Origin of the sequence: Streptomyces sp. NPDC005820, assembly GCF_040630255.1 — a bacterium.
Lineage (GTDB): Bacteria > Actinomycetota > Actinomycetes > Streptomycetales > Streptomycetaceae > Streptomyces.
Map to the genome: position 1 here is coordinate 1 of NZ_JBEXXE010000024.1, position 13,671 is coordinate 13,671.

Below are 13,671 nucleotides of genomic sequence, written 5' to 3' on the forward strand. Positions count from 1 at the left end.
GGAGACGGCGAGGGGCATCTCGACCGTTCTGTCGACCAGGGCCACGTCGAGGCCGGTGCGCAGGACGGCGGCGCTCGCGCTGCCCTCGGCGGCGGAACGGCGGGCAACGGCTCATGAACGCTCGGGAACAGGACAGGTGACCGAGGGGCTGCGGAGTTAGCATCGGGCCACGCGCAAGCGCCCTGCGGCACAGATCCAGAACAGATCCAAAGGGGGCCAGGAGCCCGATGCCGGTCAAGGTCAGCGTCATCGTCCCCGTCTACAACCCCGGTCCCTACATCGAGGACTGTGTCGCGTCGCTGCTCAGGCAGTCGCTGCCGGCCGCCGAGTACGAAGTGATCTTCGTGGACGACGGCTCCACCGACGCCACCCCCGCCCGTCTCGACGCGCTCGCCGCCGAGGATCCCCGGGTGCGGGTCATCCACCAGGAGAACTCCGGCTGGTCGGGCAAGCCCCGCAACGTCGGCATCGACGCCGCCGTCGGCGAGTACGTCATGTTCGTCGACAACGACGACCACCTCGGCGACGAGGCCCTGGAGCGGATGTACGCCTACGGGGTGGCCAACGACGCCGATGTCGTCGTGGGGAAGATGGTCGGCCGGGGTCGCGGGGTGCCGGTGGAGCTGTTCCGGGTGAACCGGCCGACGGCGAACGTCGAGAACGCGCCGCTGATCGACAGCCTCACCCCGCACAAGATGATCCGCCGCGCGTTCCTGGAGCGGACCGGGCTGCGCTTCCCTGAGGGGCGGCGGCGCCTGGAGGACCATGTCTTCGTCACCGAGGCCTATCTGCGCGCGGACAATGTCTCGGTGCTCGGCGACTACGTCTGCTACTACCATGTGCGGCGCGACGACGACGCGAACGCGGGCTTCCAGCGCTTCGACCCGGCCGGCTACTTCAAGAACCTCCGCGAGGCCCTCGACGTCGTCGAGAAGTACACCGAGCCGGGCCCGCCGCGCGACCGGCTCTTCCGGCGCTGGCTGCGGGTGGAGATGGTGGAGCGGCTGCGCGGCCGAAGGTTCCTGAACCTGCCCGAGGGCTACCGCAAGGAGCTCTTCGAGGAGATCCACGCGGTGGTCGTCGAACGGTTCGGACCGGGGGTGGCGGCACCGCTGCAGCCCACCCAGCGGATCGTCGCCGCCCTGGTGACGGACGGGCGTTACGACGATGTCGTCGCGTTCGCCGAATGGGAGTCCGGGGTCGCGCTCACCGTCGACCCGGAGGACGTCCGCTGGCAGGACGGGGTGCTGCGGATCGCGTTCGCCGCCGAGCTGACGCACGACGGCGGGCCGATGACGTTCCCCGCCGCCGGGGGCTCCCCGCAGTGGCCGCCGAAGGACGTCGGCGAGGCGGTGCGCTGGCTGGGCGAGGACACGGTCGGCCGCTTCGGCCGGGCGAAGCCGGACCTGCTGCTGCGCGACCGTGTCAGCGCCGCGCAGTACTTCCATCCGGTCGAGGTGGTCCGGGAGACGGTTCCGGCCGGGGACGGCAGCCGGGTGCGGCTGGTGCTGCGGGGGACGGCGACCGTCGACCCCGCGGACCGGGCGGTGCTGCCGGGCGACGGTCTGTGGGACGCGTATGTGCGGGTCGGGCTCGGCGGCTGGACCAAGGAGCTGCGGCTCGGCCCGGCGCCCCGCCACGACCGCCCCGAGCCGACGGCCGCGGTGGTCGCGGGCCGCGTGGTGCTGCCGTACTGGACCGACCGGCACTCCAGCCTCGCGCTGGACATCGGCCGTGCGGGCAGGCGGCTGGGTCTCGGCCGGCTGACGCCCGGGGACGTCTCGGTCGCCGGGGAGCGGATCGGGGTGGATCTGCCGCTGCACGTTCCCGTGCGTGCCGGGGTGCTGCTGCGGCTGAGCGGGCCGGGGTCCCACGATGTGCCCGCGGTCCTGGTGCCCGGCGGACGGCTGGAGGCCTCGCTGCCCCTCGCCGACCTCGCGGGGCGCACCTGGCGCACGGCGCTCTGTCTCAGCCCGGACGGGCCGGACGCGCGGTTCCATGCGCTGCCGGTGGCGCTGCGGGTCGGGGCGGACGGGGTGCGGGCCGTGCCGGCGCCGCGGCCCGGGGGGTTGCGGAGGGTGGGGCGGCGGGTGCGGCGGCTTGTGCACCGGGTGCTTCGTCGTGTCGTACGAGGCAGGGGGCGCTGAGCGTCCGTTGGTCGGCTGCGGCGCCGTCGTGGCCGGTCGCGCAGTTCCCCGCGCCCCTTAGAAAAGACGCTATTCAGTGGTCGACCGAGACCTGGTGCAGTGCGCCGCGCAGGGCGTCCCAGCCCCTCGCTCGGGACAGGCCGCGGTTGCGGGCCCGGGTCAGGGGGTGCCAGAAGCCTGCCTCCAGCAGGGTTTCCGGGGGGATCGCGCGGACGCGGTCGAGGACGGTCTCGGGGACCTTCTGCGGGTCCGGCACGTCGAACTCGGCGAGGATCTCGTCGTACCGCCGGCTCAGTACCCGGTTGCGCGGGTCGGCGCCGAAGACGACGAGCTGGCCGGTGGGCCGGGTGTCGACGAGTACGGTGACGAGGTCCGGGCGGTACCGGTTGAGGATCTCGGTGATCTTGAAGACGTCCCCGGTCCAGGCGGTGGTGTGGCGCTCGCGGGCCGCCTCGTCGACGCTGCGCGGCAGCATGTCGTCGAAGACGATCACGCTCGCCCAGTCGGAGTGCCGCTCGACGTTGATGAAGTCGCGCAGCGCGTACTCGAACAGGTGCATGCCGTCGATGAAGGAGAGGTCGAGGGTGGCGTGCCGCCAGTGGCCGAGGGGCCGGCGGCCGCGGCGCAGGTTGCGCCAGGGGTGCCGACCGCCCTTGAGGTGCTGGAGGGGGTTGTCGCGGGCGAAGAAGTCGTCGCTGGTGGCCTGCACCAGATGGACGTCGCAGCGGATCTCGCAGGTCACCTTGAACGCGGGGTCGACGGCGATGCTGGGGACGCGGGACAGCCGCAGGCTGCGGCCGTCGTTGACGCCGATCTCCAGGTAGTTGCGGTTGGCGGCGACCTTGTGCAGTTCCCGCAGGAACTCATGGCGTTTCACGAACGGACTCCTTGGGTCTCCTTGCGGATCAGCGGCAGTGCTGCGTGCAGGGCGGTGCGCCAGTCCCGCAGCGGGCGAAGGCCGGTCTCGGGCCAGCGGGCGTGGCCGAGCACGCTGTAGGCGGGGCGCGGGGCGGGCCGGGGAAAGGCGTCGCTGGTGGTGGGGCGCACCCGGTCGGGGTCGGCGTCGATGAGCCGGAGGATCTCGCGGGTCAGCTCGTACCAGCTGGCCTCGCCGGCGGCGGTGGCGTGCAGGATCCCGGTGGCCGTGCGGCCGGTGCGCGGTCCGAGGTCGGCGATGCGGGCGGCGACGTCGGCGCTCCAGGTGGGCTGGCCGCGCTGGTCGTCGACGACGTCGAGGCTGTCGCGGCGGGCCTGAAGGCCGAGCATCGTACGGACGAAGCTGGGGCCGTGGACGCCGTAGAGCCAGGCGGTGCGCAGGACGACGGAGGCGTCGGGGAGTTCGGCGAGGACGGCGTGTTCCCCGGCGAGTTTGGTGCGGCCGTAGGCGGTGCGCGGGGCCGGGGGGTGGTCCTCGGCGTAGGGGACGGTGGCGTCCCCGGCGAAGACGTAGTCGGTGGAGACGTGGATCAGCCGGGCGCCGTGCGCGGCGCAGGCGCGGGCGAGCAGCCGGGGGCCGTCGCCGTTGATCCGCAGCGCGCGGGCCTCGTCGGTCTCGGCGTCGTCGACGGCGGTGTACGCGGCGCAGTTGACGACGAGATCGGGCCGGTGCGCGGCGACGGCCCGGTCCACCCGGTCCGGGCGGGTGATGTCCAGGCCCGCGTGGTCGAGGCCGGTCACCTCCTCGCCGCGCCGGGTCAGTTCCTCGACGGTGTCGCGGCCCAGCAGGCCGGCGGCGCCGGTGACGAGCCATCTCATACGGTCCGCGCTCCCCGTTTCAGCGGCTCCCACCAGTCGCGGTGGTCCCGGTACCAGGCGACGGTGTCGGCGAGTCCCGCGGCGAACTCGTGCCGGGGCCGGTAGCCGAGTTCGGTGCGGGCCTTGGTCCAGTCGACGCTGTAGCGCAGGTCGTGGCCCTTGCGGTCGGGCACGTGGTCGACGCGGTCCCAGTCGGCGTCGCAGGCCTCCAGCAGCAGGCCGGTCAGCTCCCGGTTGCTGAGTTCGGTGCCGCCGCCGATGTTGTAGACCTCGCCGGGGCGGCCCTGCGTCCGTACGAGGTCGACGCCCCGGCAGTGGTCCTCGACGTGCAGCCAGTCGCGGACGTTGCGTCCGTCGCCGTAGAGGGGGACCTGCTCGCCGTCGAGGAGGTGGGTGACGAACAGCGGGATGAGCTTCTCGGGGAACTGGTGCGGGCCGTAGTTGTTGGAGCAGCGGGTGACCCGCACGTCCAGGCCATGGGTGCGGTGGTAGGCGAGGGCGATCAGGTCGGAGGACGCCTTGGACGCGGAGTACGGCGAGGTGGGGCCGAGCGGGTGGCCCTCGGGCCAGGAGCCCGTCTCGATGGAGCCGTAGACCTCGTCGGTGGAGACGTGCACGAACGGTCCGACTCCGTGCCGCAGGGCCGCGTCGAGCAGCGTCTGCGTGCCGAGCACATTGGTGCGGACGAACGTCCCGGCGCCCTCGATGGAGCGGTCCACGTGGGACTCGGCGGCGAAGTGCACGATCTGGTCGGCGCCGGCGGTCAGCTTGTCGACGAGGTCGGCGTCGCAGATGTCGCCCTGCACGAACTCCAGGCGGGGGTGGCCGACGGGCAGGTTGGTGAGGGTGCCCGCGTAGGTCAGCTTGTCCAGGACGGTGATGTCGAGGGCGGTGTCGCGGGCGAGGAGGCCGCGGACGTACGTGGAGCCGATGAAGCCGGCGGCTCCGGTGACGAGGAGGTTCATGTGTGGATCTGTACCTTGCTGTGGTCGCCGAGGACGAGACGGTGGGCACTCGGCACGCCGGGCGCTGGGGTTACTTCCACATGTCGGCCGATCAGGGAGTTCTCGATGCGGCCCACCCCGTCGATGGAGGAGTCGCGCAGCACGATGGAGAACTCCAGCTCGCTGTCGGTGATCCGGCAGTTCTCCGCGACGGAGGTGAAGGGTCCGACGTAGGAGTCGCGGACCTCGGTGCCGGCGCCGATGACGACGGGGCCGACGAGCCGTGAGTTGACGACCGTGGCCCCCGCTTCGACGACCACCCGGCCGACGGTCTCGGAGGCCTCGTCGACCTCGCCGTCGATCCGGGGTTCGAGGCCCTCCAGGACGGTCCGGTTGACCTCCAGCATGTCGACGACGTTCCCGGTGTCCTTCCAGTAGCCCTTGATGATCGTGGAGCGGACGTCGGCGCCCTCGTCGATCAGCCGCTGGATGGCGTGGGTGATCTCCAGCTCGCCGCGCCGGGAGGGCCGGATCGTGTGCACGGCGGCGTGGATCGCGGGGGTGAACAGGTAGACGCCGACCAGGGCGAGGTCGCTCTTGGGCCGGTCGGGTTTCTCCTCCAGGCCGACGACCTGTCCGTCCGCGTCGAGCTCGGCCACCCCGAAGGCCCGCGGGTCGGGCACCCGGGTGAGGAGGATCTGGGCGGCGGGACGGGTCCGGCGGAACTCGTCGACGAGGTCGGTGATGCCGCCGACGATGAAGTTGTCGCCGAGGTACATGACGAAGTCCTCGTCGCCGAGGTAGTCGCGGGCCACCATGACCGCGTGGGCGAGCCCGAGGGGCTGCTCCTGCGGGATGTAGGTGACGGCGAGGCCGAAGCGGGAGCCGTCGCCGACGGCCGCGCGGATCTCGTCGGCCGTGTCGCCGACGATCACCCCGACCTCGGTGACGCCCGCCGCGGCGATGGCCTCCAGGCCGTAGAAGAGCACGGCCTTGTTGGCCACGGGGACGAGTTGTTTGGCCGAGGTGTGGGTGATCGGCCGGAGTCGGGTACCGGCGCCGCCGGACAGCACGAGAGCCTTCATCGCCTCACCTCTGCTCCCGGAGCCCCGGATGCCTGGATCGTGGTGGTTGCCTGTCTTTCAGTCCTCACCCCTGACGATGTTCCATTCCGGGCCGGAGCGCATCCCGGACGGGGCGCCGGGGCCGACGACGGCGGGCAGGCAGGTGCGCAGCGCCCACAGGTCACGGCGCAGCCGGCGGGCACGGGCCCAGCCGGTCTCCGCCCGGCGTACGGCGGTCTTCTCCTCGATGTGCGAGGTCACGGGGTCTCATCACCTTCCGGGTGGCCCAGGGAGCGTTTCCCGGGCGCCACGGGAGGGCGAGTACCCGTGCCGGCCGTGCGGACACGTCAGGCGTCGAGGGGCAGCTCGGCCCACACCTGTTTGCCGCCGCTGACCGGGAGCGTGCCCCAGGCCTCGGAGACGGCCTCCACGAGGAGGATGCCGCGGCCTCCGGTGGCCTCCCAGCCGAGGTTGGGCTTGACGGGCGTGCGGGGCGAGGTGTCGGTGAGGGCGATCCGCAGCCGGTCGTTGACCAGGGTCAGGTCGAGGCGGACCCGGCCGTCGGTGTGCACCAGGGCGTTGGTGACGAGTTCGGAGACCACGAGCAGGGCCGTGTCCACGGCGTCCCCGGAGACGCCCCAGGAGCGCAGGGTGCGCCGGGTGAAGCGGCGGGCCTGCCGGGCCGCCTCGGGCACGCGCCACACCGTCCAGCCCTCGCGCAGGGGTTTGACGGCCATGCCGTCGTAGCGCATCAGCAGCAGGGCCACGTCGTCGGCGCGGTGGGCGCCGCCGAGCAGGGCGTCGGCGACGAGGCCCAGGTCGGCGGGGTCGGAGTCGGACAGTCCCCGGGCGAGCCGGGCCAGGCCGGTGTCGATGTCGAGCCGGGCGGACTCCACCAGGCCGTCCGTGGTCAGGGCGATCACCGTGCCGGGGAGCAGCCTGAGCGGGGTCATCGGGAACTCGGTCCGGTCGAGGACGCCGAGCGGCGGGCCGCCCTCGCCCTCGGCGAGCTCGGTTGCGCCGTCGGGGTGGCGCAGCACCGGTGGCGGGTGTCCGGCGCGTACGCACCAGCCGGTGCCGGACTCCATGTCGACGTCGACGTAGGCGCAGGTCGCGAACAGGTCGGTCTCGAGTTCGGTCAGCAGCCGGTTGGCGTGGGCGACGACCACGTCCGGCGGGTGGCCCTCGGCGGCGTAGGCGCGCAGGGCGGTGCGCATCTGGCCCATCAGGGTGGCCGCGGCGGCGCTGTGGCCCTGGACGTCGCCGATGACGAGGGCCACGTGGTGGTCGGGCAGCGGGATCACGTCGTACCAGTCGCCGCCGACCTCCAGTCCGGCGGTGGCGGGCAGATAGCGGGCGACGGCGACCCCGCCGGGGAGCGCGGGCAGCCGGCGCGGGAGCAGCTGGCGCTGGAGCATGCCGACGAGTTCGTGCTCGGCGTCGAAGGCGTGGGCGCGCAGCAGGGCCTGTCCGGCGAGCCCGGCGGAGGCGGTGAGCAGGGCGCGTTCGTCGGGGCCGAAGTCATGGGGGCTGTCCCAGCCGATGAGACAGGCGCCCGCCATCCGGCCGGCGGCGGGCAGGGGCAGGACGGCGAGGCCGCCGGGGCCGACCTCGGCCAGGGCGGGTTCCAGGACGTCGCTGCCGGCGGGCCAGATCCGGGCCCGGCCCTCGCGCAGCGCGGCGGCGAGGGTGGGCATGGCGCGCACGGGTGCGTCGGGCCACTCACCGCGCCATTCCGAGCGCCACAGCTCGGGCCAGGCCTCGGGATCGGGCGGGTCGAGGACGATGACGACGAGCCGCTCGTTCTCCAGCTCGGCGAGGGCGATCCGGTCGGCGCGCAGGGGTTCGCGCAGGGCGGTGACGACGGCCTGGCTGACGTCCCGTACGGTGCCGGCGGTGGCGAGGGCGGCGGCCAGGCGCTGGACCCGGGCCACGTCGGTGACCTCGGCGCGCAGGCTGGAGGCGTCGTCGACGGTGCCGACGAGCCGGGGCGGCCGGTCCTCCCCGCCGGGCAGCAGCCGGCCGCGCAGCCGCAGCCAGCGGGGCGGGCCGTCGGGCTGGAGCACCCGGAACTCCAGTTCGCGTTCGCCGATCGACATGTGGTCGGCCTCGACGACGGACATCAGCGAGGGCAGGTCCTCGGGAACCGTGCGGGCGAGGAGGGTCTCCACCCGGCCGTCGAAGTCCTCCCGGTCCATGCCGAACAGCTCCAGGAGCGCGTCGCCGACCTCGACCCGGCCGGTGTCCATGGCGAGGCCGAAGGATCCGGCGCCGGGTCCGCCCTCGGCGCCGGGAGCGGGGAGTGCGGGCGCGGCGAGGGCGTCCGCGACGAGGGCGAGGCAGGCGCGGTCGTCGCCGTCGAAGCCGGCGGGGCGGTCACTGACGGCGAGCAGGAGACGGCCCGAGGGGCTCGTTCCGTCGCCGGGCAGCGGCAGGGCGGCCAGGTGGACGTCCCGGACGGACATCCGCCACTCGGGGGCGCCCTCGGCGAGGTGCTCGGGGCCCAGCCACACCGGCCGCCCGGTGCGGTGCGCGTCGGCGACCGGGGAGCTCCCGTCGGCGGGGTAGCTCTCGCGCAGCCCGTACAGGGCCCCGGGGACGCCCGCCGACTCGGTCAGCAGGAAAGGTCCGCCGTCCTCGCCGGGCGCGTAGACGGCCGCGAGGGACGCGCCCGTGAAGACGAGCGCCTGTTCCAGGACGCGCCGCACGCGGTCCGGGGAGGCGGGATCGGCGGTGATCGTCTTGAGGGCGGTTTCGGCGCGCACGGGTCCCGCTCTGCGCCCCGCAGCACCCTCACTGACCACGTCCGCAATTACAGCGCGTATGAGACCACGGCGCAGCCCCTCCTCCCGGCGGAGTCGTCCGCACCGCCGCCGGAGCGCGTTCGCCGTGCGCCCTCGCCCGGCAGGGGGCAGATTTGGAGCCGGGACCCGGGGTGGTCGGCGGGCCGAGGAGGTGGTCGCCGTGTCCGACGCGATGGAGGCCGGTCCGGCGACGGCGCCCGTGCGCACGCCGGTCGGCAGGCCGCTGCTGTCCCTGGCGCTGACCTCGATGATGGACGCGGTCGGCGCGCACTCGGGTGCGGTGTATCTGCGGCCGGGCGAGGAGGCGGTGCTGCAGATGGCGGTGACGGCGGGGCTGCCCCGCTCGTTCGCGGCGCCCTGGGAGCGGGTGGGGCTGAACGCGCCGATCCCGGTGGCGGAGGCGGTGCGGGAGCGGCGGCTGGTGTGGGTCGGCGGCGAGGAGGACATGGCCCGCCGCTATCCGCGGATCGCGGTCGTCCTGCCGTATCCCTTCGCGCTGGCGGCGATGCCGGTGGCGACGGAGTCACGGGTGTACGGCGCGGTGTACGTGACCTGGCCCGGTTCGCATCCGCCGGAGCTGTCCGAGCGGGAGCGCGAGGAGCTGATGGCGGGCTGCGAGCGGCTGGCGCTGCGGCTGGAGCGGACGGCGGCGGAGAACCGTTCGCTGCGGGTCGAGTCCGATCTGATGGACGCGTGGTCGATCGGCGGGACCGCGGACACCCTCGGCACGGTGGAGGCGGCGCGGATGGTGGCCCGGCTGCCGTACGGGCTGTGTTCGCTGGATCTGAGCGGGCGGGTGGGCTTCGCCAACACGGCGGCGGCAGAGCTGCTCGGAGTGCCGGTGCGGCGGCTGCTGGGGGTGCAGCTGTGGGCCGCGGTGCCCTGGCTCAACGACCCCTCGTACGAGGAGCGCTACCGGGCCGCGCTGATCGGGCAGGCGCCCGTCTCCTTCGTGGCGCTGCGGCCGCCCAAGGACTGGCTGTCGTTCCGGCTGTACCCGAGCACCAGCGGGATCAGCGTCCGGATCACCCGGGCCCGCAACGTGTCGGAGCCGAAGCCCTCCCCGGCCCGCCCGGGGGACGCGCCGACCCGGCTGGTGTCGATGTCGCAGGCGCTGAGTCTGGCCGGGGCGCTCACCGAGACGGTGACCGTGCAGGACGTGGTGGGGCTGGTCGCGGACGAGATCGCGCCGACCGTGGGCAGTCAGGCGCTGGCGCTGCTCGGGGCGCGGGCGGGACGGCTGCACGTGCTGGGTCACCACGGGTATCCCGATCCGCGGGTGGTGGAGCGGTTCGACGGGATGCCGCTGTCCGCCGCGTCGCCGGGCGCGCACGCGGTCGCCCACGGCGTCCCCTCGTTCTTCTCCTCCCGGCAGCAGCTGGAGCATCTGTATCCGGCCCGGCAGGACACCCCGGACGGGTTCGGGGCCTGGGCGTTCCTGCCGCTGATCGCCTCGGGGCGGCCGGTGGGCGCGTGTGTGCTGGCGTACGCGGAGCCGCACGAGTTCTCCACGCACGAGCGGGCGGTGCTGACCAGTCTGGCCGGGCTGATCGCGCAGGCCCTGGACCGGGCCCTGCTGTACGACGTCAAGCACCAGCTCGCCCACGGTCTGCAGGCGGCCCTCCTCCCCCACTCGCTGCCGCGGCTGCCCGGTGTGCGGGCGACCGCCCGCTATCTGCCGGCCACCCGGGGCATGGAGATCGGCGGCGACTTCTACGACCTGGTGCCGTCCCGGCCGCTGGCGGCGGCGGTGATCGGGGACGTCCAGGGCCACAACGTGACGGCGGCCGGGCTGATGGGGCAGCTCCGTACGGCCGTACGGGCGTACACGACCGTCGGGCAGGAGCCGGCGGAGGTGATGCGCAGCACCAACCGGCTGCTGATCGACCTGGGGTCCGAGCTGTTCGCCAGCTGTCTGTATCTGCGGCTGGACCCGGCACACGGCCGGGCGGTGATGGCGCGGGCCGGGCATCCGCCGCCGCTGCTGCGCCGGGCGGACGGACAGGTGCGGGTCCTCGACCTCGCGGGCGGTCCGCTGCTGGGCATCGACGGGTCGGCGACCTATCCGACGACGGAGGTGGAACTCGCCCCCGGCTGTGTCCTCGCCCTGTACACGGACGGGCTGATCGAGTCGCCCGGTGTGGACATCGAGGACGCGGTGGCCGAGCTGGGCCGGCGGCTGGGCGCGGTCGGCGACCGTCCGCTGGAGGAGCTGGCCGACGAGCTGGTGGAGCCGTACGCTGCGGCCGAGGAGCGGCTCGACGACGTGGCGCTGCTGTTGCTGCGGGCCGGGGAGAGCTGACGACATGAACGGTCCGGCCCCCGCCGGAGGGCCGGACCGTTCAGTCGGTGCCGTGGATCGGCCGGTGCCGATGCGGTGTCAGTGGGACTCGTTCACGCCCGAGCCGCCCTCGACACCGTTGTTGTCCTGCTCCTGGGCGCCGTTCTTGTCCTCGGCGCCGTTGCCGGCCTCCTGACCGTTCCCGGCCTCCTGACCATTGCCGGCCTCGTCGCCGCCCTGGATGGCCTCACCGGTGTTGTCGTCGATGCCGTCGCCGTTCTCGTCGACCGCACCCGCACCGGCGTTGTCGCCGCCGCCCTGGATGGCCTCACCGGTGTTGTCGTCGATGCCGTCGCCGTTCTCGTCGACCGCACCCGCACCGGCGTTGTCGCCGCCACCCTGGATGGCCTCACCCGTGTTGTCGTCGATGCCGTCGCCGTTCTCGTCCACGGCGCCCGCACCGGCGTTGTCGCCGCCGACCCCGTCACCGGCGCCGACACCGCCGCCGTCGCCGAGGGTCGCGCCGGTCGCCTGCAGGGCGGCGGTCACCGGCTGGAAGAAGGTCTCGCCGCCGGCCTGGCAGTCGCCGCTGCCGCCCGAGGTCAGACCTATCGCCTGGCCGTCCTGGGTGAACAGGGGGCCGCCGCTGTCGCCGGGCTCGGCGCAGACGTCCGTCTGGATGAGGCCGTTGACGGTGTCGACACCGCTCGGGTCGGTCTCGCTCTGGAAGTTGACCGTGGCGTCGAGGGCGAGCACCTGGCCGTCGTTGAGGCCGGTGGTGCTGCCCATCCGGAAGACCTGGGTGCCCACGACCGCGTCGGCGGCCTGCGAGATGGCGACGGTCTGCTGGCCGACGTTGACCTCGCTCGGCGCCTGGGTGTTCGCGTCGTCGTACTTCACGAGTGCGAAGTCGCTGCCGGGGAAGGTCGCCTGGTCGACCGTGGCGATCGGCTGCCCGGTCTCGGAGTCGGACCATTCCTTGGCGGCCACACCGCAGTGGCCGGCGGTCAGGAAGGCCGGGCTTCCGTCACTCGCGGTGACGTTGAAGCCGAGCGAACAGCGGACCGTGCCGCCCTCCGCCTGGGCGAAGATGGCGTCACCGCCGGAGACCTTCGTGGAGAAGGTGCCGGCCGACTTCTTGAGGGTCGCCATGCCCGAGCCGAGCTTCGCGACCGTGGACTGGACCTTGTCCCAGTTGTTGCCGGTGACCGTGGAGTCGGCGGTGACGAGGACCTTGTCCGTCTTCGGGTCGACGGCCCACGCGGTGCCGGGGATGGTGGCCTCGGCCTTCAGCGTCTTGGCTGCGGCGGCGAGTTCGGCCGCGCTGTTCTCCACCTCGCGGACCTTGGCGCCGGCCTTCTCGGCCTGGATGATGACGTTGTTGTCGTCGCCGTCGACGTTCACGACGTTGATCACGAGCTGCTGGCCGTCGGAGTCGTAGTACGAACCGGCGAAGGCGTCACCGAGCAGCTCCTCGAGCTGTGCGGCGAGGTCCGAGGCGTCGCCCGACTTCAGGGTCTTCACGGAGGCGGCGTTGTTGGAGCCGTCCTGGGAGGCGTTGGCCTGCGGAAGGAAGATGGCCGCCGCTCCGAGCGCCGCGACACCGCCGGCGGCGATGATGGCATTGCGCTTCGTAACTCGCTTGTGACTCAAAAAACTCGACCTCCTGGGGGACGGGGTCTGGCTGCCGGTCGTCGACAGCTCCGTACAGCGGCGCCTGGTTGGCCTTGAGTACGCGGGGGGCGCGGGATGCGTTCAATCGCGTTTGCCAACTTCCTTTGCGCAATGCGGAATCGGCCATGACCGCGCCCTGACCCGGCCATGGGGAGAGAACCGCCCATATCGTGATGAGCGCCGTCGAAGCAGACGGGATCCTTCCAGGACACGGGCGCCGAAATCCCGCCAGGCGCACAGGCGCCCCACAGCCCCCTGACGGATCGGATGTCTTGATCGCGGCAGTTCCGGCCACCCCGCGGGACGCACTGGCGGTGAGCGGGTCGTCACGGTGTGCGCCCGTCGGAGAATCTGCACATCGATTGCCCAAGCGGGTCACCGGAAGCGGGGTTTCTGCACAACTCGCGGGTGCCGCTCATGCCATTGGGGCAGGAGTGTCGGATTCGCCGCGACGGGGCCCTCCGCTCATCCGAGCGAATGCGCCCCGAGTCGTGAAGGAGTCGGCGACAAGTCGTGCGCGCGCCTGCACGGTTTGCCGCTCCGGTGCCGCAAGTGCCCAGGTGAGGCCGGTGATTGATTGGAACCGTGCCCCGCGGACCTGCTTTCATCCATCGCACCGCAGGGGTCGGACGCCTCCCGGAAACGGGGTTCGGCCCTCACGGTCGCGGCCGTCATCTGTCCCCAGAGGGGGCCGCTCCCCCCTTGTGAGATATCCATATGAAGGGAAGTTCCACCATGAACTCCACCCCCCAGGTTGAGACCGTCGAGATCTCCGACGCGGACCTCGACAACGTCTCCGGCGGTCTGTCCGTGAACGCCCTCGGCACCGTCACCGGCCTGGTGGACGGCATCGCCCCGGTCTCCGGCCTGGTCGACACGGCCGTCGGCACCGTCGAGGGTGTCACCGGCCTGAACACCGCCCCGGTCACCAACCTGGTCGCCGGTCTCTGATCGCACCCTGTGTGACCTTCTGAGTCCCGGAGCCCTCACCCGGCTCCGGGA

The 13,671-nt window shown here is 72.9% G+C and carries 10 protein-coding genes; 3 read left to right on the forward strand and 7 right to left on the reverse strand.

The window, feature by feature from the left end; translation table 11 throughout:
- The first annotated feature begins 227 nt into the window (after window positions 1–227).
- On the forward strand, window positions 228–2,147 hold the full coding sequence (locus tag ABZ464_RS27810) for a glycosyltransferase (RefSeq protein WP_359280777.1): 1,920 nt from the start codon (window positions 228–230) through the stop codon (window positions 2,145–2,147).
- Window positions 2,148–2,220: 73 nt separating this feature from the next.
- Here ABZ464_RS27810 and ABZ464_RS27815 read toward each other — a convergent pair whose 3' ends face one another.
- The 6 genes from ABZ464_RS27815 to ABZ464_RS27840 all read right to left on the reverse strand — a co-directional run bounded on the left by ABZ464_RS27815 (window position 2,221) and on the right by ABZ464_RS27840 (window position 8,714).
- A complete protein-coding gene (locus tag ABZ464_RS27815; protein WP_359280779.1) occupies window positions 2,221–3,024 on the reverse strand; it encodes a class I SAM-dependent methyltransferase in 804 nt (267 codons plus the stop codon).
- Window positions 3,021–3,902, reverse strand: coding sequence for a dTDP-4-dehydrorhamnose reductase (gene rfbD, locus ABZ464_RS27820; RefSeq protein ID WP_359280781.1), 882 nt, complete (start codon window positions 3,900–3,902; stop codon window positions 3,021–3,023). Before rfbD ends, ABZ464_RS27815 begins: the two co-directional genes overlap by 4 nt.
- Window positions 3,899–4,867 carry a dTDP-glucose 4,6-dehydratase gene (gene rfbB / locus ABZ464_RS27825; RefSeq protein ID WP_359280783.1) on the reverse strand — a complete coding sequence of 323 codons (969 nt, stop codon included), beginning with the start codon at window positions 4,865–4,867 and terminating at the stop codon, window positions 3,899–3,901. Before rfbB ends, rfbD begins: the two co-directional genes overlap by 4 nt.
- Complete coding sequence (locus ABZ464_RS27830) at window positions 4,864–5,931, reverse strand: glucose-1-phosphate thymidylyltransferase (RefSeq protein WP_359280785.1); 1,068 nt, start codon at window positions 5,929–5,931, stop codon at window positions 4,864–4,866. The genes rfbB and ABZ464_RS27830 overlap by 4 nt, the downstream gene beginning before the upstream one ends.
- A gap of 57 nt (window positions 5,932–5,988) precedes the next feature.
- Window positions 5,989–6,171 (reverse strand): hypothetical protein, encoded by a 183-nt coding sequence (locus ABZ464_RS27835; protein WP_359280787.1) that lies wholly within the window; start codon window positions 6,169–6,171, stop codon window positions 5,989–5,991.
- A gap of 86 nt (window positions 6,172–6,257) precedes the next feature.
- Window positions 6,258–8,714, reverse strand: a complete 2,457-nt coding sequence (locus ABZ464_RS27840) for a SpoIIE family protein phosphatase (protein ID WP_359280788.1) — start codon at window positions 8,712–8,714, stop codon at window positions 6,258–6,260.
- Between the two features lie 172 nt (window positions 8,715–8,886).
- Between ABZ464_RS27840 and ABZ464_RS27845 the strand changes: the two genes are divergently transcribed.
- Window positions 8,887–11,016: a SpoIIE family protein phosphatase gene (locus ABZ464_RS27845; protein ID WP_359281080.1), complete on the forward strand. Its 2,130-nt coding sequence runs from the start codon at window positions 8,887–8,889 to the stop codon at window positions 11,014–11,016.
- A 78-nt stretch (window positions 11,017–11,094) separates the two neighbouring features.
- Here ABZ464_RS27845 and ABZ464_RS27850 read toward each other — a convergent pair whose 3' ends face one another.
- Complete coding sequence (locus tag ABZ464_RS27850) at window positions 11,095–12,648, reverse strand: S1 family peptidase (protein ID WP_359280790.1); 1,554 nt, start codon at window positions 12,646–12,648, stop codon at window positions 11,095–11,097.
- 756 nt (window positions 12,649–13,404) lie between these two features.
- Here ABZ464_RS27850 and ABZ464_RS27855 point away from each other — a divergent pair.
- On the forward strand, window positions 13,405–13,620 hold the full coding sequence (locus ABZ464_RS27855) for a type A2 lantipeptide (RefSeq protein WP_358984588.1): 216 nt from the start codon (window positions 13,405–13,407) through the stop codon (window positions 13,618–13,620).
- The last annotated feature ends 51 nt before the right edge of the window (window positions 13,621–13,671 follow it).

Bases quoted from the DNA above. Each gene is read 5' to 3' on its own strand.
- rfbD (WP_359280781.1), bottom strand. From the start codon at position 3,902: ATGAGATGGCTCGTCACCGGCGCCGCCGGCCTGCTGGGCCGCGACACC.
- ABZ464_RS27845 (WP_359281080.1), top strand. From the start codon at position 8,887: ATGGAGGCCGGTCCGGCGACGGCGCCCGTGCGCACGCCGGTCGGCAGG.
- rfbB (WP_359280783.1), bottom strand. From the start codon at position 4,867: ATGAACCTCCTCGTCACCGGAGCCGCCGGCTTCATCGGCTCCACGTAC.
- ABZ464_RS27830 (WP_359280785.1), bottom strand. From the start codon at position 5,931: ATGAAGGCTCTCGTGCTGTCCGGCGGCGCCGGTACCCGACTCCGGCCG.
- ABZ464_RS27855 (WP_358984588.1), top strand. From the start codon at position 13,405: ATGAACTCCACCCCCCAGGTTGAGACCGTCGAGATCTCCGACGCGGAC.
- ABZ464_RS27810 (WP_359280777.1), top strand. From the start codon at position 228: ATGCCGGTCAAGGTCAGCGTCATCGTCCCCGTCTACAACCCCGGTCCC.